Origin of the sequence: Bengtsoniella intestinalis (assembly GCF_039719005.1) — a bacterium.
GTDB lineage: Bacteria > Bacillota > Clostridia > Oscillospirales > Oscillospiraceae > Oscillibacter > Oscillibacter intestinalis.
The window spans coordinates 2562958-2587482 of the sequence record NZ_CP133584.1 but is presented as its reverse complement, the minus strand read 5'-3'; the positions used below and the strand labels follow the sequence as shown (position 1 = coordinate 2587482).

The window sequence follows — 24525 nt, the reverse complement described above, 5'->3', positions numbered from 1 at the left end:
CGTCTATGAATAACGAAACAAAAAAAGAACTAGGCGCGGCCTCTGTCTTAATGGTGCTGTCACTGTTTACCGCTCTGGTGTTAATTCCAAAAGGCATCACCGTTCAAGCCATGTTTGGCAGCAGTGCCTCCAATATCAATGGGCGCACCATGCCCTACATTGCCGTATTTATCATCTTTGCCTCTGCCCTAACCCAGCTTATCAAGGTCATTTATGCCTATCGAAAAGGCCAGCAAGCAGAGGGGGATTTCAACCCTACCAAGGCTGATATCATCCGCTTGGTCGCTATTATGGGGCTGTTCATCTTGTTCGTGGTGCTCTTTAGCACTGTGGGTACCATTGTTGCTGTGGCAGTGACTGTGCCAGCCATTTTGTACGTCACGGGTGTGCGTAAACCCACTTATTATGCCATTGTGTATGGCTTTGCTGGCTTGTGTTACCTATGCTTCGTGAACTTGCTTCAAATTTATTTGCCATAAGAGGAGAGACAATCATGGGAGAAATTGCAAGCGCATTGTTTGCGCCGTTGAATCTGTTGATGATGAACGCCGGTTTGTTTGCCGGCATCATCATTGGCGCTATGCCTGGACTATCTGTGACACTAGCTATATCCTTATTATTGCCGCTGACCTTCGGCATGGAATCCATCCCCGGCATGTTTTTGTTGCTGGGCGCCTATTGCGGCGGCACCTATGGCGGTTCCATCACTGCCATTTTAATCAAAACCCCCGGAGCGCCCCCTTCTGCCGCTACTGTCATGGACGGATACCCTATGGCCAAGCAAGGCAAGGCTGGGGATGCCCTAAAAATCGCCTTGGTGGGCTCTACCGTGGGCGGTGTGATTAGCTGCTTTGTGCTGATGTTCTTGGCTTCTCCAGTGGCATCCCTCGCCTTGAAGTTTGGGCCCACTGAGTATTTTTCCCTCTGTGTGTTTGGCCTTGCCATCATCGCCAGTATTTCTGCGGATAATCTCTCCAAAGGCTTGACTGCCGCTGGCATTGGGCTGTTGATTGCCACTGTGGGCATCGATGCAACCGACGGCATTCCACGGTTTATGTTTGGCAACATGAATCTACTCAACGGCTTTAACTCGGTCATCGTGTTGCTAGGTATGTTCGCCGTCAGCGAAATGCTGGATAAATGCTATGTGGGCGTGAAAAAAGGGGAAGAGATGCAGGCGGTACAAAAAACCACCATCACCACTCGGAACATCTTGTCCTACTGGAAAATCATTTTGAAGTCCTCTATTTTTGGCACGGTCATCGGTGCCATTCCCGGCACTGGCGGCGCCATTGCGGCCTATGCCAGCTATGACAATGCCAAGCGGTCATCTAAAACACCAGAAAAATTTGGCACTGGGTGCATCGAAGGGGTTTTGGCACCTGAAGTGGGGAAAAACGCCGTCACTGGTGCCACCCTCATCCCCTTGTTGACACTGGGCATCCCCGGCGATAGTGCTGTGGCTGTACTGTTGGGTGCGCTCACCATGCAAGGCATTTACCCCGGCCCTGAACTGTTCACCACCCAGCCCTTCTGGGTATACACCATTATGGCAGGGCTGTTACTGATTAACATTTTCATGTATACCCAAGGTGTTTTCTTGGCAAAATTCTTTGCCAAAGTGGCAGATATCCCCTTCCAAATTCTGGTGCCAGCGGTGATGGTGCTATGTTACTTTGGCGCTTATTCTGTGTCTAATTCCTTGTTTGATGTGGCATTGATGATGGGCTTTGGCATCTTCGGCTTCTTCTTCAAACGCTGTGGCTACCCCATTGCACCCTTGACCATCGCCTTGATTTTGGGGAGTATGACCGAGCAAAATCTCCGCCGTGCCTTCTTGCTTTCCGATGGGAGCGCTACTATTTTCTTCACCCGACCCATCTCTCTGTTTTTCCTAATCCTAGCTGTGGGCTCCGTTGTGCTTCCTATGATACGCAAACGCAAAGCCCTAAAGGCACAGCAACCTCAAACCCATTAAAGAGGAGACTTGACTTATGAATATAGAACCCAATTATCAGCGCATGGTAGACGTCGCCCTGAACAAAGAAACGGACTACATTCCCCTCTATGACCACATCGTAGACGACAGCATTATGGATGCCATCATGGGCACAACCGTGGCTGGTTGGAACTTTGGTACCCTAGAACAATGCGACGAATATTTCCGTGTGTACTGTGATTTTTACAAACAAATGGGCTATGACACCGTGTCCTATGCTGGAAAAATCATTGAAATTCTCCCCAATGGCGGTTCACTGGAAAATCCCATTAAACAAGGGGTCATCCAAGAGCAAGCAGATTTCGATGCCTATCCTTGGGACACCATCGAAGAGCTGTATTTCACCAAATATGACCCCATTTTCACAGCCTTGGCACGGCATATGCCAGAGGGCATGAAGGCCATCGGCGGCGTGGGCAACGGTGTGTTTGAAATGGTGCAAGACTTGGTGGGCTATCAAGACCTGTGCTATCTGTCTGTGGATGAACCCGAACTGTATGCCGCCTTGTTCCAAAAATGCGGTGAAATCTGGTTTACTTTGTGGACGCGGTTTTTGAAACAAGACTATGCCGATGCCTATTGCATTCCCCGTACGGCAGAGGATTGGGGTTTCAATGCCAACACCCTCATCAGCGCCGACGACATTCGAGAGCATCTAATCCCCCATTATGTGAAGTTATCTAAGCTGGTGCATGAGACAGGCAAGCCCTTCTTGTTCCACAACTGCGGCAAGATTTTCAGCGTCATGGGTGACCTGATTGACACGGTGGGCATCGATGCCAAGCACTCCAACGAAGATAGCATTGCACCCTTTTCTCACTGGGTCAAAGAATATGGCGATAAAATCGCCTTTTTGGGTGGCATTGACATGGATGTGCTGTGTAGAATGCCACCCCAAGAGATGGACGGCTATATTCGCAACATGGTGGAAGGGTGCCGCAAGGACGGCCGCTTCAGTGGCATTGCATTGGGTGCTGGCAACTCCATCCCTGATTATGTGCCAGTGGAACAGTATCTGGCTATGAATAAAATTCTTCGGACATTACGCGTAGAGCTCCGTTCATAAAGAAAATCTGAAATCCAACAGAAAAACTTACTTAAAGATTTCTGTAAGTTCGGTCGAATCATGGGTCGATGCACGCGTGCGCTTGTAATTTTTTATGTAAAAAGTGATATAAAATGGATAAAACTATCCATTTTATATCACTTTTTCTTGTAGTAATCTGATTCGTGCTGTATGATACGATGTCAGTGGAACGAGTGGCAAAAACCTTGGCCATTCAAATGGCATTTTATCTTCACTTCATCAGTTCCGAAGCCGCTTCCTATTCTGCTTTTTTACAAAACGCAGCCATGTCCATCCTGTTTTTGACCATGCTCTTTCACCGTCAAAGCACCGAGGGACAATCTGTCCTGCTGGCCGTTGCCAAATGGAGTTGTAATTTTGACGGGTGATTATTGAGCGGTTACTCAATATCAAATAGATTGGCAATGCTAAAACAAGATGTAAAAGCCTCGAAAGTCAAGAATTCTCAAGACTTTCGAGGCTTTTTACGAATTGTTGCCACCTGTGTAGAAGGTGGTGGCTTGTGGGATATATTGTATTGGGCCTTGCGTTCAAAATAATCTGCGAGGCACTGGAATGAACGGGCACATTACATGGCGCGCCCTTGGTGTTGACGAGGGGCAGGTGCATTTGAGCGCACGGCCGTGGGCGCTGCAATGGTGGGGTTTTCCATTCTCCACTCTTGAGCCTGTTGTACGGCTTTTTCGCTCTCTGCGGCAAAATTGGAGTTCAAGCCTACCCCGAGGATGGGCAACTCCATATCGCCGCATCTGACCTTGAAGGGCGCAAAGCAGTGATCCAAGGCCCCATCTACAAGCACCTGTCCAGCATGCATGCGCTGGCGGGGGGTCATTTTGGAGGCATCAGCCTTTGGAGGCTTATCCAGCATTGGTCGTAAATCTTGTGAAAGTTGATGATACGAGCCTGCGAACTCGATATATGCACCGCTGGAAAGGGCATACACCTTATCGCCGTGCAAGTCCGCTTCATGGGCGCAGACAGTGCGCTGACTTCTGGCATCTAACACGCCCCCAACGGCATTGCAGAAATCCGCCTCCACGTCCGTAAGTCCTTCTCGTAGGTCTCGTTCTGATTCCAGACCTACCCTTTGTCGCCAAACGAAGCTTTGGACATACTTTGCTGCCGATTCTTTTTTGCCATAATAGGCCTCTTGGTCCATGCTGGCGCCTTCTACAGGCGTGCGATTTCATTGGGCAAGTTCGTCGCCAAAGTTTTGGACAAGGACGTCTTTCTCTTGGGTCAAATCCTGAAGGACGGTGTTGTAATATGCCAGTTCGGACACCAGCTGTGTCACCGCCTCTTTGTTGGACAGGTCTGTTTGAGACATTTTTTCTGTCATGTAATCGCTGATTGCGGCAAGGCCCTTCATGCTGTGGTCGTAAAACCAAACGCTGTCGCACTGCTCGGCATGGTCTACATATTCCTGCGCAAAGCGATCTTTTTCAGCGCCCAATTTGTAAGGGTTCAGAATGTCTTCCATGGAATGGCCTTCGCTTAGCAATGTGGCAAAGGCTAGGCTTTGAGGGGCGGTGCGTGTGGTGCGATAAGGACTTGCTTTGCCATCGCGCCCTGGGAAGGAATTTTGTTTGAAATTCTCTGATGTATCGCAGACGGCCTCAAACAAATTATTCCGCAAGGCCGTTGAATATGTCCGTGGGTCGTCCAGATGGTCAGTCTTATAATTTTCTTGGACGTTTTGGCGCCCCTTCATAACGGAATTGTATTCCTCCACCTTGCTGGCGGCTTCTTTGAAAAATCCAAACTTGTTGAAAAACCGTTGGAAGCCGTTCATGGTAGCTGGTGGTAGCTCCTCTTGCTTCACCCCTTGTTGGGTAATCACATAGGGCTGTGTAGGCAGTTTTCCGTCTTTATCGGGGATGAAGCGGACAGCACGCCAGCGGCCACATACTCTGTGGACAGTTGCTCAGCGTTCTCTGTAAAAAACTGCTCAAGCTCTGTTTTGCTGAGTTTGCCTTGACGGTGGCCTTCCTCGGTAATCAGCTCACGCAGGCTCTTACCGCCAATGGTGATGAGGGATGCACGGCTCACCCTGCCTAGTTGAGGTTTTTCTTCGTTTTCAATAGGGGCAAATAGAACCCCCAAATGTCGCTTTGTAGCACCGACGGCAAAGTTTGAAACCATTTCATCCATGTCATTGCCGGGCTGTAAATCTCGCTCACGTAGGGGGGTGTGGGTATCATTGCTGTGACAGTTCCAATTCTGGGGTGCAGCGGCGATGGAGTTGTCAACCATGTGCTGTACGTCTGGGTATTGAATGTTCAACAGTGCAGGATTTGGGGTTGCGTTATAGGCTGCATCTAGTGTGTGGGGAGTGAGAAACGTAGGCCTGATTTTGCCAAACAGCGCCTGCACCTGTGCTGGTGGAGTGCCATGACGGATGCCAGATAGATACTCAATGCCTTCTACAAAATTTTCGTAGTCTTGGATACCTGGGCTTTGAAATGCTTCCGCTATGTCCCGATCTAGGCTTTCTGCCAGTTCTTCGTCGTCACAAATTTTTGCAGTACGACTTAAATGGCGGATTTCTTCCATGGGTGTTTCCATTCTTTGCTGTAGTCCGCCCAAAACATATGGCTCTTTATTGGATGAACTATGAGCAATTAGCTGAGACACAAGACGGTGTGATTCCTCTGGCAACATGGTGCTTCTAAGAGCGGCCGTCTACAGTCGATCAACATAGCCCATTTGCTCTTTGGTGTAACAGCCTTTGGGGTTGACAGCTGGGTAAGCAATACAACCTTCAAAGTCTTCAGGCATCACTCCTTGGCTTTCCAGCTGACGTTCGGCGGCATCAAAGGACCAAGTTATGCGATTTTGAGTGGAAGCCAAATAGGTATCCCACTGGGCCATGGGGACTTCCTCGGTCATATATCGTCTGACATCCTCCCCCGGCTCAGCTCGATATGGCTTATAGGTATCATATTTTCCTATATGAAAAGCTCCTTTCATTGTAAAATCAAACAAAATAGGGTTGTTAGGCTTACTGGTGTAATGGTATATAGTATACCACGATTTTTATATTTTTTCCAATGTATATGAGAATTTTCTAAGCTGCGTCTGTATCTTTCGGGCGCTTTTCTTCCGCATATCCATGCGACTGCTTCCACGGATATGCTGGTGAGATACATCTCGATAAGTGCCTTTGCCAACCGCCAGTCGCTCAGCATGGTTTCAAATTAAAGGTGTCAGCCCACTTGAATAGACGTATCTACTTGCCTTTATGGTACGATTATGATTGGCAATGGTCAATATGCAACGAAGCCTACTTAGCATATCCTATATTTGATTCGTGCTATATGATACGATGTTAGTGGATGTAGTGGAAAAAAGGTTCAGAGGCTGGTGCTATAAACAAGAGGAACGCACCTTCATTTCAGCGCAGGTGCTGGTAATTGAGTATTTCTAGCACAGCGCTGGCCATCTCTTCCGGGGTTTGTTCAGACTGCTGGACTGCCAAAGAAACCATGGACGCAAACAAACCGCCCACAATAAATGTTTTTTGTATTTGCGTGAACGAATCCTTATATTGTCCTTTGGACAAGACAACATTCAAGTATTGTTCCAGAGGGCGCGCCATGACCCTGTGGAGGTCATTTTTTAAATATAATTTGATGTTTGATTTATAACTTTGCCAAAATTCAAAACACTGGGTTAAGGCCTGTTCCAAATCAAATGCGTCCGCTTGGACGGATGCAATATAGGCCGAGAATGTACGGTCAAAATGGAACTGAAGAATATCGTCCTTGCTTTCAAAATTCCGATAAAAAGTCAGCCTTGATACCCCTGCTTTCTCTGTGATATCCGTAACAGAAATCTGGTGATAGGGCGTGTCCTCCATGAGAATAAGCAGGGCATCCGCCATCCATTGCTTGCTTCGTTCCGATTGTTTCATCAGTAGCCCCCTCCCGAACTGTAACAAAAGGGTGGATTCTGTATCTTCCCTTTGAATTTCCAATCTATTATAATAAACTGTAACAGATGTAACAATCATAACATTTGTTACAATTTCAGTCAAGTATAGAAGGGGATTTTTTATGACTACATTTTTAACCTTACTCAGCGGTATTGCGTGGACGATTGTCTACATTGAGGCAATCAGAAAGGGTTTTAAGGACAAGAGCTATGCAATGCCTCTGTTTGCCTTGGGTCTTAACATTGCGTGGGAGGCCATTTATACCATCAATGGTTTGGCAGCGCCCACCATTCAAACACCCATCAATTTCATTTGGTGCGCTCTGGATGCGGTGATTGTTGTGACGTACTTTAAGTATGGGAAGAAATATGTGACAGACGCTGCAAAGAAGTATTTCGTGCCCTTTAGCGTGCTTGCCTTTGCCACAACCTTGGCCATTCAAATGGCATTTTATCTCCACTTCATCAGTTCTGAAGCCGCTTCCTATTCTGCCTTTTTACAAAACGCAGCCATGTCCATCCTGTTTTTGACCATGCTCTTTCACCGCCAAAGCAAAGAAGGGCAATCTGTCCTGCTGGCCGTTGCCAAATGGATTGGCACACTGGCGCCTACCATCAGCTTTGCGCTGATACAAGATTTCAACATCTTCATTTTGATTACAGGCATCATCTGCAGTGTGTTTGACATTCTGTACATCATCGCCTTGGTAAAATGGGACGACATCAAGCTCGCTATCAAAACAGCATAATTTAAACAGGAGTCCTGTAAATAAAAGTCAAGCCCTGAAATGAAAAAATCTCACAAAAATTGTGAGATGACAAAGCAGGCATAACAAAACAGGCCAGAGAAAGAAGGTGTAATCACTGACCTAAAAAACTATGAAATTAGCATCACTTAGCCCTCGTTAGCGGTTTCCAGAGCCAGCATACACTCCTTGACACGAGCGTAGTAAATCCGCAGGAACTTGTTCTGTGCGGCCGTCATGTAGACGTAGTAGGGCTTGCCCTCGGCACGTTTCTTGTCTATGAACTGGTACACCGCCTCGTCTGCTGGCTTCTTCTTGACGTAGGTAGACACCACCTGAAACAGCGTCTTACGCAGATGTGGAGAACCACGCTTGGTGGTTTTACCGTTCTGGGAGGTCTGCTTGCCCGATTGGTTAACCGACGGATCCACCCCCGCAAAAGCCACGATGGAACTGCGGTGGGCAAAGCGGCGGACGTCTCCAATTTCCGCCATCAGCTGTACGCCAGTGGTCTCGCCCACGCCGTACATGGCCATGACAGTGTCGTACTCAGGCAACTCCTGCGCCATGCGGTTCATCTCAACCTTCATCTCGGAGAGGGTCTCCTTGGAGGTTGTTAGCTGTTTTGCCGCCGTTACAACCAACAATTTTGCGTAGTCGTTTTTGGGTAGAGTGACAATCATGCGTTGGGTTTTTGCGTAGATTTCAGCCGCTTTTCTGGGTTGAAAATGGTACCCCTTTCGCTTGCACCATTTTTGGTAGCGGTCTGAGAAGGATTTTTCGCTGACTTTTGCAATGCAGTGACAGTGCCAAAATGTGGTCAGAAAATCAATCCATTTGACGTGACCATCCTTGCGCTCTGGGCTAGAAAACAGCTCGTTGACGCCTGGAAAGGTCTTGTCCGAGAGAGAAATCAGATTGTTTTGTAACGAAACAATGGTTTTCATGTACAAATTGTACTGTCGTGTACAGAGCTTCAATTGTTGTCTCATGGTTTCCATAGGTGTATGTTCCCTCAAATCCACCCAATTGTCAAGTCCGTATTTAGCAATTTTCAATGAATCCGCCTTGTCAGTTTTGACCTTGCGGATGGAGCCGCCACCGCTCTGTTTGATGAGAAGGGGGTTGAGGATACTGATGTAGATGCCATGCTGGCTGAGCGCCTGAGCGACTGGCTCGTGGTAGCGCCCTGTGGCCTCCATGATGACACGGGTGTCCTCGCCCAGAGCAAGAATTTCCTGCGCCAGTACGTCGATGCTTTGGCTGTCATGCTGGTAAGTACGAGGTGGGAGTGCCACCTCACCCATAGGCCGTAGGGCGGCTACCACGCTGAATTCTTTGGAAATATCAATCCCGACTGCGTTCATATTGTTTCCTCCGTGTATTTTGATTAGGCATCCCGCTTTCTTCGTTGCTTGTTCAATCTCCTGAGTGACACGAACGCACCAGTGATGGTGGCACAACCTGCGTAAATCGAATGCTGCGAACGAGAGAGGCGGCTGGCGGACTCCTGTGCGGGCGTGTGAGCCCTTGGAACATTGAGCCAGACCTGTTCCCTCCCATTCTAACAGCTTAGGCAACAAAAAGATAAAAGACACGGCTGGCTGCCGTGCCTTAAACCTTAATTTATATTGTAGGAGGAGCATTAAAATGACAGTATTTGATCAATATTTTACATTTTGGGACGCTGCACTTATTGACGAGTCAGCATTGGAAGCACTGATAGACTTGTTTGCCGATGGTGCTGTGGTGAAGTCAGCGCAAGGAGAAGTGAGCGACGTAACTGTATTAAAAATGGGCATTAAAGCAACGCTTCAAAATTATGTGTCTATGAAACACGTCTGGCATACCACCCAGACCGACACAGGATTCAGGGCAACATGGGCGGTGGTGCATGAGTTGAAAACTGGTGAAATGCACGCCGCAGTGGGCATGGATCTCATCGAACTGGATGGGTCTGGCAAAATAAAATTCTTGGAAATTATACCAGAGCAAAACATAACCAAAAAGATTTAATAGGAGACTTTCGCAATGTCAATTTTCTCGAAAACAATCTCCCAGTTAACGCTGTCTTTATGTCTTATTTTGGTTTGTGTGTTAGGTGCAATCACGGCAAACTATACCATATTTGTACCCTTTCTGTTCACTGTGATTTATGGGTGTTCCTATATTTTTTGGCGTGTGAATCATTACAAATTTCCATTTTACTTTCATATTGGACTTATTTTTTTAATCATAAACAATCAAGGTGGCGGCGTGGAAGTTGCGACTGATATTGTAAAATGGGGATTGCTATTGACGGTCATTCTGCTTGTGTGTACAGGTATGAAGCTTCACAAAAAAGGTGTGCCATTCCATTCTGCCGATGGTATCGCTCAAAGTACAATGTGCAAATACAAAACTTTTTTCAAGGAAAATTCTGGTATTATACAGAGAACACTGGCGCATTGCCTGATTATTTTCGTCATTTGCTGGGTTGGATATTTTGTGTATGACCACAGAGGATATTGGCTCATCATATCGGCAAGTGCCGTGCTAATTGGCGGAGATTACGGGCGAATTTCCATGAGAGGACACCGTAGAATGATCGGTGCGCTGATTAGTATGGTTGTTCTTGGTGGCTTGGTGTTTTGGGACGCAAACACGGTGGTGCTCATCGCTGTTGCTGTGACCACCATGCTTGGCATTGGGTTTTTCATGCCTAATAAGTACATTATGGGCAGTGCGTGCATTGGCATGCACGCAACAGTGGGCAATATCTTGGCCAGCGGTGATTTAAGCTATACGATTGTGGGTCAAAGGGTACTTTGGACGATTCTTGGCGCAATTCTGACGTTGGTGTTATGCTATGTGTGCGATAAATTACTGCCGACTTTGTATCAAGACTATACAAAAGAGAAGCTAATCGTTGCAAAAAAGTAACGATTAGTCAAAACCACCAGCTGAGCTGGTGGCTTGGGATAGCCCTAGAAGGGCATGGTACTGACACACCCCTAAAGGGGTCCCGAATGGTCTGCCACGTGCATTACTGTTTCGGGCTACCCCTAAAGGGGTTTTTCTTATGCCTTGGTATTCTTGCTACCCGTGAACGGGTCTGTATACTCTTTCAGGCTCATTTGGTCTGCCATTTCATCTTCTTGCAGTTGCTTCTTTATGTACTCTTGTATTTGCTTTTTATTTCGCCCCACCGTGTCCACGTAATAGCCTCTCGCCCAAAAATGTCGGTTCCCATATTTGTACTTTAAATTTGCGTGCCTGTCAAATATCATTAAGCTACTTTTTCCCTTTAAAAAGCCCATTATTTGCGCTATACTGTATTTTGGCGGCACACTTATCAGCATGTGGATGTGGTCTGGGCAAGCTTCTGCTTCTATAATTTCTACCCCTTTTTGTTCGCATAATTTCCGCAGTATAAAACCTATGTCTTGCTTTATTTCACCGTAAATTGCTTGTCGCCGATATTTGGGCGCAAATACGATGTGGTATTGACAACGCCACTTAGTATGCGTTAGACTGTTAATGTCTTTCATGTGAAGACCTCCTCGATATTGTAAGTTAGGTTGGCAGACCTTGACTTTACTATATCGGGGAGCTTTTATTTTGTCCATAGCTATAAGCTTTTTATCCACTGGCAGAGCCAGTGGTTGTTGTATGAAAACGATAAAATCCGACAAGTCTTGACTTGTCGGGTTTTGGCATGGCGCTATCTTTTGGGTCGGTTTTGACCTCCATATATGCGGCGAAAGGGATTGTCTAGTTTCACCATCAAATTGCCGTTACGGTGATTGGTGAAGGCACCGCACGCCATCCCTCACGGGGGGCGGGAGCCCATTGGGCTCCCCTACCATGGGGCTAGGTGAAACAGCATTACATCGTACGTGCCGTGGCAGGATGAGGGCATCCCGTCCTACCCGCACCACAACGCAACCATGCAAGTTTTCTGCACGGTTGCGTTGTTTTATCCTGTTCTATTGTAGGCACTCAGTCTTTCAAGCCATGCACAGTCATAATCGCAAAGACATTTCCCACCTATATTTCCACAAAGAGTTGCTGTTTTTCGGCAAAAACCTACAAACCAAAGAAGAAGTGCTCACCTTTTTAAGCCTATTCGACGATTTTTCCCAACAAAAATGAGGCCCCATTTGACGGCAGGCAATATAGCCTCCAGTCTCCAACGTCGAATCCCGTCGAATCGACGAATCGACGGGTCATGTGGGAATGAAGACACCCACTATTTCAAACAAAGCAAAATTCAACAAAAAACCAACATTATTCTTATGTAAATTTCCAGTATATTTAAAATAAATTTTGATTCATCTCAATCTTTTGCCTAAAAACAAAACATTGAACAATGGTACAGATAAAAATCCCAAAGTAACATAACTTATTTATTATATAAATATTAATATAGATAAATTTGACTACATAGCAAGCGAATGATAAAATAAAAATATGAGATATATTTCAATCCTAACTTAAAAAAGGAGGAATCGAGATTGGAAGTTTCGCAAAATAACTTTTTCACCACATCTGATGGCATTCACTTGTATTACGAAGATCGCGGTAGTGGGCAAACACTTGTCATGATACCGGGGTTTTTATGCACATGCAAATTTTTTGAAAAGAATGCCATCGCATTGTCAAAAAAGTATCGCGTGATTACAATAGATCCTCGCGGACAAGGATTCTCCTCCAAGACGGCTCTTGGAAACAATTTAAAACGCCACGCCTTAGACATAAAAGAACTGGTGGACCACCTATCATTGGACTCCTTTGTTCTACTGGGTTGGTCGCTGGCTTCATCGGTTGTGGTGACCTATGCCAGCAATTTCTCACAGCACAAACTAGCAGGCCTTGTACTTATGGATGGCTCTTTATTCCCTTTTTCAGGAGACGATTGGAACCACCATCGTGGCAAAAATTACAATGTTGAAAATTGGCACAACGTGTATATGGAACTAGAAACTAACAGAACCAATTTCAACGAAAAGTTTTTTGACCGCATCGGCTTGCAGGCCGAAGATAGAGAGTGGGTCACAGCAGAATGCGCAAAAACCTTGTCTGCTTCCGCCATTGAATTGCATTATGACTTTTCCCATACAAACAATGTTGACACGCTACATAGAATTTCTGTGCCAACCGCTTTTTTCGGGGCCCAATCCAAAGCGTACGGCCTAGATATGGTTGAATTTTTCGCTTCTAAAGTTTCTGGCTATTCAAAAGTTGTAAAATTCTACGAAAGCGGACACTTAATGTTTATGTATGAGGCAGATAAATTCAATCGAGAATTATCTGATTTTATAGAAGAAATTCACCCCATTTAAAATAGAACAGAGATTGAAAGGAGATTTATTATGTTGTTAGCAATGACCGGTTTTATTATGATCGCCCTGTTGATGTTTTTCCTATTGAGAGGAAAGGCAACGCCTCTAGCACTGTTTGTTGTTCTCCCCATTTTGGCCGCATTGATCAATGGATTCTCCATCACTGAAATTGCAGAATATAGTGCCGCAGGTGTCTCCACCACATGGAGCATGGCCGCTCTGTTTGTGTTTGTTGTCACCTACTTCGGGATTATGACCGACACTGGCATGTTTGATAAATTGGTGCAAAGTCTTATCAATGTCGCCAATGGCAAAATTGTGGGTATTTTCCTTGCCATCGTGCTCATCGGTACCATTGGACATTTAGACGGCAACAGCCCAACAACCTATTTGATTGCAATCCCAGCACTGATGCCTCTGTGTAAAAAATTGAATATCAGAATGCAGGCCGTTATGCTGATGTGTTGCTCTGTGATTACCGTTATGAATCTAGTGCCTTGGGGTGGCGTGTTGAACCGCCAATCCATCGTGTTGGATATGGATTCTAGCGTTTTGTGGCAATCTTATCTGCCCATCCAAATCTTTGGTTGGATTTGCTGCATTGGTATGGCCTTTATTCTGGCAAAAGTGGAAACAAAAAATGGCGCAGGTGTAGTTACCTGCTTGCCTGAAGCTGATGACGCCAGCACTCTTAGCGACAAAATGAGCGAAGTTGACAGCTTGAAGCGCCCCAAATTGGTATGGTTCAATGTTGCACTGACTATCTTTGTCTTTGTCTTGTTGTTCAAATCCCCATTTGCAAACTATATTATCTTTATGATTGGCGACGTCATCGCATTGGCCGTCAACTATCCAAACGTGAAAGACCAAGAAGAACGCTTGAAAGCCCATGCACCTAAGGTTATCTCCCTTGTGGCCACCGTTTTGGCCGCTGGTGTGATGGTGGGTATTTTGAATAATACTGGGATGATTACAGCCATGGCTGAATTCATCATCAACGCCCTACCTGCTGCTCTCAACTCTAAGTTGCACATTATCTTTGGTGTATTTGGTGGCTTTATGGGTCTTGCTGTGGCACCCGACACCTTATACTACGGCATCTTGCCTGTTTTGATTGAAGTGTGCGGCACATATGGCATCCCTGCCCAAAGCGTGGCAATCGCCTTTGGCGTAGGCGCTGACAGTTGCTTCACATTGGCACCCGTCATATCTTCCACATTCTTAGGCTTGGCTGTGTCTGGCTTATCTTTAAAAGAACACATGCGGTTCTCTTTCTTCCCACTGTGGATTTTAGGGTTACTGATGATTCTGTTTGGTTGCCTAACTGGCATTATTATGGTTTAAGCACACAATGACACAAAGTGTCCCACCGGGCACTTTGTGTCATTGCATACGTTCACACAGGAGGAATTGGCCTTGAATCAAAAGGAAGTTAAATACATATTGACAATCGCTGAGGAAAAAAGCATCACCAAAGCAGCTGAAAAATTGCAGGTATCCCAACCTGCATTGAGCTTATTTTTACTACGGCTGGAAAATAGTCTTGATGTGAAACTGTTCAATCGAAACAACATGGGTATGCAGTTAACGTATCAAGGAGAATGCTACTTAAAAATGGCCCAAAAAACAATGAAGCTGTATCGTGACTTTCAAGCAGAAATTTGTGACATCAACAGCAATTACGTTGGCCGTTTGAAAATAGGCACCTCCGCCCATATTGGTTCCTATGTGTTGCCTGAAGTATTTCCATACTATCAAAAGAGCTTTCCAAATATGGAAATCAGCATCATAGAAGGCTCCTCTGAAAAATTAGAGTCATTGCTGTCTCATTGCGACGTTGATATCGCGTTGATTCATCTACCTTTAAAGCACGATGTGGCTGACTATGAAATTATATCAAAAGAAAAGTATGTGGTGGCATTTTCCCAAAATCACCCTCTTGAAAAATATATGTATTATAAAAATGGAGAAAAATTCCCCTATATCAATCCAGAACATTTGGCAGATGAAAAATTCATTTTATCCTTCCCGTATCAACGAGTGCGTCAGGTTTCTGACCAAATATTGAACAAGGCCAACATCACCCGCCCAGATATATTGCTAACCACCAGCAGTGTGCAAACAGCCTTGCGGTTTGCTGAAATGGGAATGGGTGTCACCTTCCTCCCTGAAAGCTATCTCAAACTTTTCCGTTGCTCCGAAAGTCCCAATTTATGCTATATGGAACCAGAATATGAAGCTTATTGGCAATTTGCGTTGGCCTATCCAAAAAAGACAACGCTAACAGGTCCCACCAAGGCATTTATTGAAATTACAAAAGATATTTATGTAGGATAATACTAAATCTTCTTTCCTCAACACTGGTGGTTTCTCTTAATTGGCTGGAGATTTCGGCCGCTGAAATCACAGAACGCGTCACGTCTCGGGTGTAACCTAGGTCTATCGTCTTATTCCACAATGCCGCCGTTCACACGCCAGAGGCGTTGCCCACCATTTTGGAAGCCCTTATCTCTCAGAGCTACACCATTGCCCACACAGGTCGGCAATTTTCAGCATAAACAAATGCCTTCCATCGCAACAAGCCCCACCCCACAGGATTTTCCCAGTGGAGTGGGGCTTGCGCTATTTACCCATGAAATGGATTTGACATTTTTCGACAAAACTGTTAGAGTATTTGTATACTATTTAACTATAAAGGAGCACACCATGCCAGATATGATGGATCGCACCACCTCTACCACCGTGGCAGAACCACGACCCCCAGCTCACAGCCGTCAGCGCGTTCGTCCCCAGCGCAACCATACTGGACTGATGGTGCTGACCATGCTCCTTTCTTTCATTGCCGCCATCACAAGCAGCGGTATTTGCTACTTCTATTGGCTCAGTTTACAACCCGTGGAGGAGGCCCCCATTGTGGCCCCCATCCCAGAAGAAGAAGTTATCGACCCTGTGGAGTACATTTCCTTTGGCAATTACCAATTGCCCATCAACCCTGACTTGGCGGTGAACACCTACGACCAAGATGGTTTCATTGTAGGGGACGACGGCATCATCTCCTATGGCGATGCCCGTTTGGGCATTGACGTCTCCTCTCACCAAGGGGACATCGACTGGCAAGCCGTGGCAGACGACGGGGTGTCCTTCGCCATCATCCGCCTCGGCTTCCGTGGTTACGGAGAAGAAGGTGTGATGATTTTAGACAGCCACTTCCACCAAAACATGGTGGATGCCCAAGCCGCTGGCATAGATGTAGGCGTATATTTCTTCTCCCAAGCCACCAGCGTGTGGGAAACCTTGGAAGAGGCTTATTTCGTGCTAGAACATTTAGATGGCTATGAACTACAACTGCCTGTGGTGTTCGACTGGGAGTTCATCGACAACAGCTCCATCGCCCGCACCAACGGCACAACTGGCCAGTGCATCACCCTCTATAACCAAGTGTTCAATGAGCAGATGCAAAAAGCTGGTTACGACACCATGATTTATTTCAACCAAAGCCTCGCCTATTTGTACATGGAGTTGGATTTACTAGCGGACAACCCCTTCTGGCTGGCCTCCTACCGCAATAACCCCACCTATTATTATGATTTCCAAATTTGGCAATACAGCGACAAAGGAGCCATTGATGGCATTGAAGGCTATGTGGATTTAAATCTGATGCTGGTGGATTTAACAGCGGAAGAAGAACCTTTGCAAGCAGCAACCGAATAATCCTCACCGCCCATGACGGAAGCCCGTCGTGGGCGGTTTTTTATCCATCTCCCAAACTTTATATTGACATTTTCTACCATACGTGTATACTGAAATTAATGGCATATGCCAATAACCATCTAGGAGGTGTTCGCCATTGCCTAGACCGAGAAAATGCCGCAAAGTTTGCACATTGCCTGCAAACAACCGCTTTATCCCTGCCATAGGGGCACAGACGCAGCCCCCCATCGTGCTACAGCTAGACGAATACGAAACCATGCGACTCATTGACCGCGAAGGCTTTTCCCAAGAGCAATGCGGCGCCTATATGCACATTGCCCGTGCCACGGTACAACAGATTTACACCAGCGGTCGCAAAAAAATGGCAGACGCACTGGTGGAAGGCCGCACCATTGAGATTGGTGGTGGCGATTATCGGCTCTGCGACGGACAAGAACGCCACTGCAACTGCGGCGGCTGTCAGCGCCATAAAGCCAAATCTGCCCCATCTAGCACCCATTCAAACCAAGGAGGACGCACCATGAAAATTGCCATTCCCCTAGACGAGAATCAAGTGGACATTTGTCCCGTGTTGGCACGAGCCCCCTTCTTCCTGTTCTGGGAAGAAAGTGGTACCACCATAGTGGAAAACCCTGCCGCCCAAGCCCACGGTGGCGCTGGGATGCAGGTGGCACAATTCCTGTTAGACAGCGCCATCACCGCGCTTATCACGCCACGATGCGGTCAAAATGCCGCTGATGTATTCGCCGCTGCTGACATTACGATTTACAAATCTGGACAAGCAAGCGCCATGGATAGTGTCACCGCCTTCCAGCAAAACCAGTTGGATCTGCTGACCCACTTCCACGGTGGCTTCCACGGTATCCAATGAAGATTGCGTGTTTAAGTGGCAAAGGTGGCGCTGGAAAAACCTTTATTGCCACCAATTTAGCCGCTGTGGCTGGCAAATGCACCTATATCGATTGCGATGTGGAAGCCCCCAATGGGCACCTGTTTTTCAAGCCACACACCATCACCAGCCAAACTGTCTCCACCACCGCGCCCGTCTTTGACGCCCAGCGATGCACAGGGTGCAAACAGTGCGTCAAGTTTTGCCATTTTCATGCTTTGGTGTATATCAAAAGCACCCCTATGGTCTTCGGCGAAGCCTGCCACAGTTGTGGCGGATGCGCCATCGCCTGCCCATACGAAGCCATCACCTATGCCCCAAAAGCTGTGGGTGCCATCGAAACAGGACACCATGGTGACGTCACCGTGGTGACAGGGATTTTAAATCCAGGCGAAGCCTCTGGCGTACCCATCATCAAGCGTGCTTTACAACAAGCTGATGGACTGACCATTTTAGATTGTCCACCGGGGAGTGCCTGCTCGGTGACAGAAACCATTATGGCTGCCGATTGTTGCATTTTGGTGGCAGAACCCACAGCATTCGGGTTTCACAATGTGCAAATGGTGTATGAATTGGCAACCTTGCTGGGCAAGCCCTGTGGGGTGATTATCAACAAAGAAACCGCGCCCTACCCTCCATTAGACGCCTTCTGTACCACCCAAAACCTGCCCATATTTATGCGCATCCCCTATGACATCGCTTTGGCGCAACGGATTGGCCAAGGGGAGTTGGTGGCAGAAACCCTGCCTCAACAGCGCACACAATTTGCTCATTTATTGGCGCAGATTGGAGGGCTAGTATGAAACGACTTGTGATTTTAAGCGGCAAAGGTGGCACAGGGAAAACCACCGTCTCTGCCGCCCTTATCCATCTGTCGCAGGCAAAAGCCGTGGCAGATTGTGACGTAGATGCCCCCAATTTACATCTGGTCACCAGACAAACCTGCCCCCCTCAAGTGGCCGATTTTATGGGCGGCGACAAGGCGGTGGTAACTCAAAAATTGTGCACGGGCTGTGGCATCTGCGAAAAAAGATGCCAATTTGGCGCCATCACCGTGACCCGTGACGGTGCCAGTGTCAACCCCTACGCCTGTGAAGGCTGTGGGGTCTGCCAGCTGATGTGCCCCACGGACGCCATCACCCTTGTGCCCGATGTGGCTGGGCAACGCCAACTTTATCTTGGAGACAGCGTATTTTCCACCGCCACACTGAAAATGGGTCGCGGAAATTCTGGAAAGCTGGTCTCTGAGGTGAAAACCACTATGCTAAAATCCGCGCCAGCGTGTGACCTTGCCATTTTAGACGGCTCCCCTGGCATCGGGTGCCCTGTGATGGCATCTCTTGGTGGTATGGACATGGCGCTGATTGTGGCAGAGCCTAGCAACAGCGGCATCAGCGACTGTAAACGCTTGGTGCAAACTGCCCAAGGCTTTGGGGTGAAGCTAGCAATTTGCGTGAATAAGTGGGATATCAGCCCCAGTCATACGGCAGAAATCGAGGCCTTTTGCACCCAACAACACTTGCCATTTGTGGGAAAAATCCCCTTTGACCCCCAAGCGGTGCAGGCGATAAACAACGGCGCAACCGTGGCAGAAGTAGACTGTCCTGCAAGGACTGCCATCGGTGAAATTTACCGAAAAATCCAACACATTTTATAATATTTAGAGGAGAAAACACTATGAAAATCGCTGTATCTTGTAACGGAACTGACATTTGGGCACACTTTGGCCACTGCGAAAACTTTATGGTCTTCAACACCGCTGACGGAGCCATCCAAACCAGCGAATCCATCCCTAACCCCGGTCATCGTCCCGGTTTTTTGCCCAACTTCTTGGCTGACATGGGTGTAGAAGTGATCATCTCTGGTGGCATGGGTGGCGGTGCTGTGGACATTTTCAATGAACGCAATGTGGAAGTGGTGCTAGGTGCCCAAGGGGATGCCAAAACCGCTGTGGAAGCCTACTTGCAAGGCAACCTTCAATCCACTGGCTCCATCTGCCATCACCACGAACACGCAGACAGCTGCGGCGAACACCACTAATTACAAATTCAAACATCCCCCAGAGCTTACAGGCACTGCCTCCGCTCTGGGGGATTCCTCTTTCATGAATTGCTGAATTTCCAACAAATTCTATGTGATTGTTTATTTTTTGTCAATTTGTCACAACAAACCTTTGTTTCCTTTGTGAATAAAAGAACAATTGTTGACTTTTCCTACAAATGCGCGCATACTAGATTTACAAATTTTACAACTTCTAGTATCAACGCAGGAAAGGAACTGTTTGTCATGAGCAGAAAAAGCATCAACATCCCCAACCGCTCTCAGCGGGTGGTGGAAGGTCTGTACAAAGACCTAGAACGGCGCATTGAGGCCAGCCCACCAGGGCTATGTCCCGTGGATATGTCCCTTGCATTTTTGGAACTCTGCCACTCTCAAACCTGTGGCAAATGCACCCCATGTCGCATCGGTTTGGGGCAGCTGAAACTCTTAATCTCCGACGTTTTAGAAGGTCGTGCCGACGAAACCACCTTGCCACTGATGGAGAAAAACGCCAAGTCCATCATGCAATCTGCCGACTGCGCCATCGGCTATGAAGCCGCCCACATGGTGTACAAAGGTCTCATCGGCTACCGTGAGGACTACGAAGCCCACATCCGTGACGGTCGTTGCGCCTGCCAATACAAACATCCCGTGCCTTGCGTGGCCATGTGCCCTGCTGGGGTGGATGTGCCGGGGTACATCGCCTTGGCTCACGCAGGTCGCCATGCCGACGCCGTGCGTCTCATCCGCAAAGACAACCCCTTCCCCACCACCTGTGCCTTCATCTGCGAAAACCCCTGCGAAGCACGGTGTCGCCGCAACATGGTGGACAGCGCCATCAACATCCGTGGCATCAAGCGGTTTGTGGCGGACAACGCTGGCTTTGTGCCACCCCCCAGCTGTGCCCCTGCCACTGGCAAAGAAATCGCCGTCATCGGCGGTGGCCCCGGTGGTTTGAGTGCCGCCTACTACCTGCAACTGATGGGTCACCAAGTGACCATTTACGAAAGTTTGCCCCAACTGGGCGGTATGCTCCGCTATGGCATTCCCAACTATCGCCTACCAAAAGACCGTTTAGACCACGACATTCAAGCCATTTTAGACACTGGCGTCAAGGTCATCCACGGCAAATACATCGGCAAAGATGTCACCTTGCAACAACTCCGTGACGACTACGATGCCGTCCTGATCACCATCGGTGCCAGCACCTACAAAACCCTTGGCATTGAAAACGAAGATGCCGAGGGCATTATGCCTGCGGTCACCATGCTCCGTGATGTGAGCAAGGGGACAGAGGTAGATTTGAAGGGGCACAACGTGGTGGTCATCGGCGGTGGCAACGTAGCCATGGATGCTGTCCGCACCGCTGTCCGCCTTGGTGCCAAGAAGGTCAGCGCTGTGTATCGCCGTCGCATTGCCGATATGACCGCCCTGCCCAATGAAATCCACGGTGCCGTGGCAGAAAGTGTGGAAATCGTTACGCTAAGTGCCCCATCTCGGATTGTTTTAGACGAAAATGGTGCTGTTTCTGGGCTAGAAATCCTGCCACAAATGATCAGCGCCATCAAAGACGGTCGTGCATCTGTCAAGCCTTCTGGCCTGCCAACCACCATCATTCCTTGCACCCGCATCATCTCCGCCATTGGGCAAAACATTGAAACTGCCCACATTGTGGCCTCTGGTGTGCCTGTGGAACGGGGCAAAATCAAAACCGCCAGCTCTGGTGGCTTTGAGGGAATGCCCGACGTGTTCGCTGGGGGCGACTGCGCCACTGGCCCTGCCACCGTCATCCAAGCCATCGCCGCCGCCAAAGTGGTGGCTGCCAACATCGATGAATTTTTGGGATATCACCACACCATCGACTGCCCTGTGGAAATCCCCGTGCCACGGGTCATCGTCACAGGCCCCTGTGGTCGTGTCAACGCTGTGGAACGTGACAGCCAAGAGCGCATCCACGATTTCGATGGCGTAGAGCTGTGCATGACCCCAGCGGAAGGCCACCAAGAAAGCGGTCGATGCTTGCGCTGTGACCACTTTGGCTACGGTATTTTCAAAGGAGGTCGTGAAACATCATGGTAAATTTAACCATCAACAACCAGCCTGTGTCCGTGCCAGAAGGCACCACTTTGATGGAGGCCGCCAAGGAAATTGGTGTACACGTCCCAAGTCTGTGCTACTTAAAAGACTTAAACGAAATCGCCGCCTGCCGTGTCTGCGTGGTGGAGCTAGAAGGCTCTGAAAAGCTGATTACCTCCTGCAACAACGTGGCGCAAGAGGGCATGGTCATTCACACCAACAGCCCCAAAGTCCGTGCCAACCGTCGCAACACCGTGGAGCTGATTTTGTCTCAACACGATGCCCGTTGCGCCATTTGCTCCAAAAGTCGCAACTGCTTGTTGCAAGACGTGGCCAACGATTTGGGCATCCAAGGCCTGCCCTATGAACAGCACTACGAAAAGCGGCCTTGGAACAAAAAGTTCCCTCTCATTCGTGACTCTGCCAAGTGTATTAAATGTATGCGGTGCATCCAAATTTGCGACAAAGTCCAAAGTCTTGGGGTCTGGGATGTGGAGAGCACTGGCTCTCGCACCACCGTCAACGTGGCAAACCACGGCAACATCGAAGATGCCAACTGCTCATTGTGCGGTCAATGTATCACCCACTGTCCTGTGGGGGCGCTGTTTGAACGCAACGACAGCCCCAAGGTGTGGGACGCGCTGGGTGTGCCCAATCAAATCACCGTGGCGCAAATTGCCCCTGCCGTCCGCACCGCTTGGGGCGAAGAAATGGGCTTGTCTCCAGATGAGGCCACCGTGGGGAAAATCGCCCACGCCCTGAAGAAAATGGGGGTGGATTACGTCTTTGACACCACCTTCTCTGCCGATTTGACCATCATGGAAGAAGCCACAGAATTTTTGCAACGCTTCACCGCTGGCGAACTGGACAAGCGCCCTATGTTCACCTCTTGTTGCCCAGCATGGGTGCGGTTTTTGCAAAGCGAATTCCCTCACTTCTTGCCCCAACTATCCACCGCCAAGTCCCCACAGCAAATGTTTGGTGCAGTGACCAAGTCTTATTTTGCAGAGAAAATCGGGGTCAATCCTGAGAACATCCACTGCATTTCCGTCATGCCTTGCGTGGCGAAAAAAGACGAGTGCAACAAGGATTTGTACTACAAAGAATTTGCTGGCAAAGAGGTAGACACCGTCATTACCACCCGTGAATTGGTGGCCATGATGCGCAGTGAATCCATCCACAAAGACAATCTCCACGACATTCCCTTTGACACCATTTTAGAAGATGCCTCTGGCGCAGGGGTGATTTTCGGCACCACTGGTGGGGTGATGGAAGCCGCTTTGCGGACGGCCTATGCCACCATTATGGGGCGCAATCCCTCCCCTGACGACTTCGCCATGGTGCGCAATTCTGCCAAGGAAGAAAACGGCATTCTCTCTGCCAACTTGCAAATTGGGGCGCACACGGTGAACATCGCCGTCACCTCTGGGCTGGCCCACGCACGCACACTGCTAAAGCAAATTGAAGACGGCACCGCCCACTACCACTTTGTAGAAGTGATGGCCTGCCCTGGTGGTTGCGTCGGCGGTGGCGGTCAACCTGTGCGTCACGGGGAAGAACTGGCTCCCCAACGGGGGCAAACCCTGTACGCTTTGGACGGCGATGCCCCTGTCCGTTTCTCCCACGAAAACAAGGACGTGCAAGCCCTGTACGCTGATTTCATGGGGGAACCTTGCGGTCATCTCGCCCACCAACTGCTCCACACCAGCCATCAAAAGCAATAAATACGAAAAGCACGGCTTCCCTTGTCTTTTACAGGGAAACCGTGCTTTTATTCGATATCGTTTAACGATTAGACACTAGCTAACAATTCTTCAATCACCACAGCCACACCATCTTCATCGTTGGTAGGGGCAGTCCGATTGGCAATGGCGATGATTTCTGCCACACCGTTGCCCATGGCAACCCCAAGGCCAGCGCTGGCAATCATGGTGGCGTCGTTCAAATCATCCCCAAAGGCCACAGTGGCGGTGGGGTCAAGGTTTAACAAACGGCACAGCGTTTCCATGGCATAGCCTTTGTTGGCGTTTTGGCTGTTGATTTCAATGTTCCCCGGCACGGAGGAGGTGATTTTTAAATCAGGGAATTTCACGGGCAAGGCTTTTAACTGTTCTGCACGTTCCTCCGCTGATTTCAAGAAAATTTGGGTCTTTTCAATGGCCTTATCCCCCAAAAATGTACGGATATCTGCCACAGGGGTGCGGAAGGTTGACACCATTTTAGCGATGTGGCTATTGGCAACATATTCCTCTGCCTTGGCGTGCTGGGTTTGTTCCATGTAGCCCCAGCCGTCGTAATAGCAATCGTAAATGCCGTCCATGGTGTCCAATTCATCGAACACAGCCAAAGTGGTGGCATTGTCGATGGTTTCGCTATGGAGCACCGATTGGGTCTCGCGGTCATAAATGGCGGCACCGTTGACGGTGATGGCATAGCGGAAGGGCAAATCCATCACCACTTGGGGCATGGCCTTGAAAAACCGCCCAGTGGCAGGGACGATTTCAATGCCTTGTGCCACCGCCGCCTCCAAAGCAGCACGGGTACGGGGTGAAATTTCCTTGTTTGTATTGAGGACGGTGCCGTCCAAGTCAAACAAAATCATAGCAGGTTTATTCATAGGGGAAGTCTCCTTGTGTTCGTTACAAAATGGCAAAGATTTTTATGTATACGGATTGAAACGCACGTAGGGAATGGTCTTGACCATTCCGCAACCCATGGCA

Annotated in this window: 26 protein-coding genes; 18 read left to right on the top strand and 8 right to left on the bottom strand. The window is 48.3% G+C overall.

Translation table 11 applies throughout. The annotated features are described in order from the left end of the window. Window positions 1–5: 5 nt before the first annotated feature. The 4 genes from RFF05_RS12355 (at window position 6) to RFF05_RS12340 (ending at window position 3454) form a co-directional block, all read left to right on the top strand. Window positions 6–479: a tripartite tricarboxylate transporter TctB family protein gene (locus RFF05_RS12355; RefSeq protein ID WP_409967377.1), complete on the top strand. Its 474-nt coding sequence runs from the start codon at window positions 6–8 to the stop codon at window positions 477–479. Window positions 480–493: 14 nt separating this feature from the next. Beyond that, the gene (locus RFF05_RS12350; RefSeq protein WP_409967376.1) at window positions 494–1978 is read left to right on the top strand and encodes a tripartite tricarboxylate transporter permease; all 1485 of its coding nucleotides are present in this window, start codon (window positions 494–496) and stop codon (window positions 1976–1978) included. Between the two features lie 16 nt (window positions 1979–1994). Then, window positions 1995–3065 (top strand): uroporphyrinogen decarboxylase family protein, encoded by a 1071-nt coding sequence (locus RFF05_RS12345; RefSeq protein WP_409967375.1) that lies wholly within the window; start codon window positions 1995–1997, stop codon window positions 3063–3065. Between the two features lie 179 nt (window positions 3066–3244). Continuing rightward, entirely contained in the window at window positions 3245–3454 is a 210-nt protein-coding gene (locus RFF05_RS12340) for a hypothetical protein (RefSeq protein WP_409967374.1), read from the top strand. A 200-nt stretch (window positions 3455–3654) separates the two neighbouring features. Here RFF05_RS12340 and RFF05_RS12335 read toward each other — a convergent pair whose 3' ends face one another. From RFF05_RS12335 to RFF05_RS12315, 5 genes are all read right to left on the bottom strand, one after another. Next, on the bottom strand, window positions 3655–4245 hold the full coding sequence (locus tag RFF05_RS12335) for a hypothetical protein (RefSeq protein ID WP_409967373.1): 591 nt from the start codon (window positions 4243–4245) through the stop codon (window positions 3655–3657). Between the two features lie 27 nt (window positions 4246–4272). Beyond that, on the bottom strand, window positions 4273–4926 hold the full coding sequence (locus RFF05_RS12330) for a hypothetical protein (protein ID WP_409967372.1): 654 nt from the start codon (window positions 4924–4926) through the stop codon (window positions 4273–4275). Continuing rightward, window positions 4923–5651: a hypothetical protein gene (locus RFF05_RS12325; RefSeq protein WP_409967371.1), complete on the bottom strand. Its 729-nt coding sequence runs from the start codon at window positions 5649–5651 to the stop codon at window positions 4923–4925. The genes RFF05_RS12330 and RFF05_RS12325 overlap by 4 nt, the downstream gene beginning before the upstream one ends. Before the next feature lie 117 nt (window positions 5652–5768). Continuing rightward, the gene (locus RFF05_RS12320) at window positions 5769–5975 is read right to left on the bottom strand and encodes a hypothetical protein (protein ID WP_409967370.1); all 207 of its coding nucleotides are present in this window, start codon (window positions 5973–5975) and stop codon (window positions 5769–5771) included. 505 nt (window positions 5976–6480) lie between these two features. Next, entirely contained in the window at window positions 6481–6999 is a 519-nt protein-coding gene (locus tag RFF05_RS12315) for a TetR/AcrR family transcriptional regulator (RefSeq protein ID WP_409967369.1), read from the bottom strand. A gap of 142 nt (window positions 7000–7141) precedes the next feature. On the opposite strand from RFF05_RS12315, the gene RFF05_RS12310 reads away from it, so the two are divergent. Further along, window positions 7142–7768 (top strand): hypothetical protein, encoded by a 627-nt coding sequence (locus tag RFF05_RS12310; RefSeq protein WP_409967368.1) that lies wholly within the window; start codon window positions 7142–7144, stop codon window positions 7766–7768. Window positions 7769–7914: 146 nt separating this feature from the next. On the opposite strand, the gene RFF05_RS12305 is transcribed toward RFF05_RS12310, so the two are convergent. Continuing rightward, a complete protein-coding gene (locus RFF05_RS12305) occupies window positions 7915–9132 on the bottom strand; it encodes an IS110 family transposase (protein ID WP_409967367.1) in 1218 nt (405 codons plus the stop codon). A 283-nt stretch (window positions 9133–9415) separates the two neighbouring features. Between RFF05_RS12305 and RFF05_RS12300 the strand changes: the two genes are divergently transcribed. Beyond that, window positions 9416–9781 (top strand): hypothetical protein, encoded by a 366-nt coding sequence (locus RFF05_RS12300; protein WP_409967366.1) that lies wholly within the window; start codon window positions 9416–9418, stop codon window positions 9779–9781. A gap of 165 nt (window positions 9782–9946) precedes the next feature. Further along, on the top strand, window positions 9947–10687 hold the full coding sequence (locus RFF05_RS12295) for an FUSC family protein (protein ID WP_409967365.1): 741 nt from the start codon (window positions 9947–9949) through the stop codon (window positions 10685–10687). Between the two features lie 137 nt (window positions 10688–10824). Here RFF05_RS12295 and tnpA read toward each other — a convergent pair whose 3' ends face one another. Continuing rightward, on the bottom strand, window positions 10825–11295 hold the full coding sequence (tnpA, locus tag RFF05_RS12290) for an IS200/IS605 family transposase (protein ID WP_409967221.1): 471 nt from the start codon (window positions 11293–11295) through the stop codon (window positions 10825–10827). Between the two features lie 466 nt (window positions 11296–11761). Here tnpA and RFF05_RS12285 point away from each other — a divergent pair, with 466 nt between their 5' ends. From RFF05_RS12285 to RFF05_RS12235, 11 genes are all read left to right on the top strand, one after another. Next, the gene (locus tag RFF05_RS12285) at window positions 11762–11899 is read left to right on the top strand and encodes a hypothetical protein (protein WP_409967364.1); all 138 of its coding nucleotides are present in this window, start codon (window positions 11762–11764) and stop codon (window positions 11897–11899) included. Between the two features lie 362 nt (window positions 11900–12261). After that, on the top strand, window positions 12262–13089 hold the full coding sequence (locus tag RFF05_RS12280) for an alpha/beta fold hydrolase (RefSeq protein WP_409967363.1): 828 nt from the start codon (window positions 12262–12264) through the stop codon (window positions 13087–13089). Window positions 13090–13119: 30 nt separating this feature from the next. Continuing rightward, window positions 13120–14433: a citrate:proton symporter gene (locus RFF05_RS12275; RefSeq protein ID WP_409967362.1), complete on the top strand. Its 1314-nt coding sequence runs from the start codon at window positions 13120–13122 to the stop codon at window positions 14431–14433. 72 nt (window positions 14434–14505) lie between these two features. Further along, on the top strand, window positions 14506–15426 hold the full coding sequence (locus tag RFF05_RS12270; RefSeq protein ID WP_409967361.1) for a LysR family transcriptional regulator: 921 nt from the start codon (window positions 14506–14508) through the stop codon (window positions 15424–15426). 369 nt (window positions 15427–15795) lie between these two features. Next, entirely contained in the window at window positions 15796–16800 is a 1005-nt protein-coding gene (locus RFF05_RS12265; protein ID WP_409967360.1) for a glycoside hydrolase family 25 protein, read from the top strand. 136 nt (window positions 16801–16936) lie between these two features. After that, the gene (locus tag RFF05_RS12260) at window positions 16937–17671 is read left to right on the top strand and encodes a DUF134 domain-containing protein (protein WP_409967359.1); all 735 of its coding nucleotides are present in this window, start codon (window positions 16937–16939) and stop codon (window positions 17669–17671) included. Then, window positions 17668–18492 (top strand): 4Fe-4S binding protein, encoded by an 825-nt coding sequence (locus tag RFF05_RS12255; protein WP_409967358.1) that lies wholly within the window; start codon window positions 17668–17670, stop codon window positions 18490–18492. Before RFF05_RS12260 ends, RFF05_RS12255 begins: the two co-directional genes overlap by 4 nt. Then, window positions 18489–19346 (top strand): ATP-binding protein, encoded by an 858-nt coding sequence (locus tag RFF05_RS12250; protein WP_409967357.1) that lies wholly within the window; start codon window positions 18489–18491, stop codon window positions 19344–19346. Before RFF05_RS12255 ends, RFF05_RS12250 begins: the two co-directional genes overlap by 4 nt. A gap of 20 nt (window positions 19347–19366) precedes the next feature. After that, window positions 19367–19729 (top strand): NifB/NifX family molybdenum-iron cluster-binding protein, encoded by a 363-nt coding sequence (locus tag RFF05_RS12245; protein ID WP_409967356.1) that lies wholly within the window; start codon window positions 19367–19369, stop codon window positions 19727–19729. Between the two features lie 246 nt (window positions 19730–19975). Continuing rightward, window positions 19976–21808, top strand: a complete 1833-nt coding sequence (locus tag RFF05_RS12240) for an NAD(P)-binding protein (protein WP_409967355.1) — start codon at window positions 19976–19978, stop codon at window positions 21806–21808. Next, a complete protein-coding gene (locus RFF05_RS12235) occupies window positions 21802–23529 on the top strand; it encodes a [FeFe] hydrogenase, group A (RefSeq protein ID WP_409967354.1) in 1728 nt (575 codons plus the stop codon). Before RFF05_RS12240 ends, RFF05_RS12235 begins: the two co-directional genes overlap by 7 nt. 68 nt (window positions 23530–23597) lie before the next feature. Here RFF05_RS12235 and RFF05_RS12230 read toward each other — a convergent pair whose 3' ends face one another. After that, complete coding sequence (locus tag RFF05_RS12230; RefSeq protein WP_409967353.1) at window positions 23598–24422, bottom strand: Cof-type HAD-IIB family hydrolase; 825 nt, start codon at window positions 24420–24422, stop codon at window positions 23598–23600. Window positions 24423–24525 lie beyond the last annotated feature (103 nt).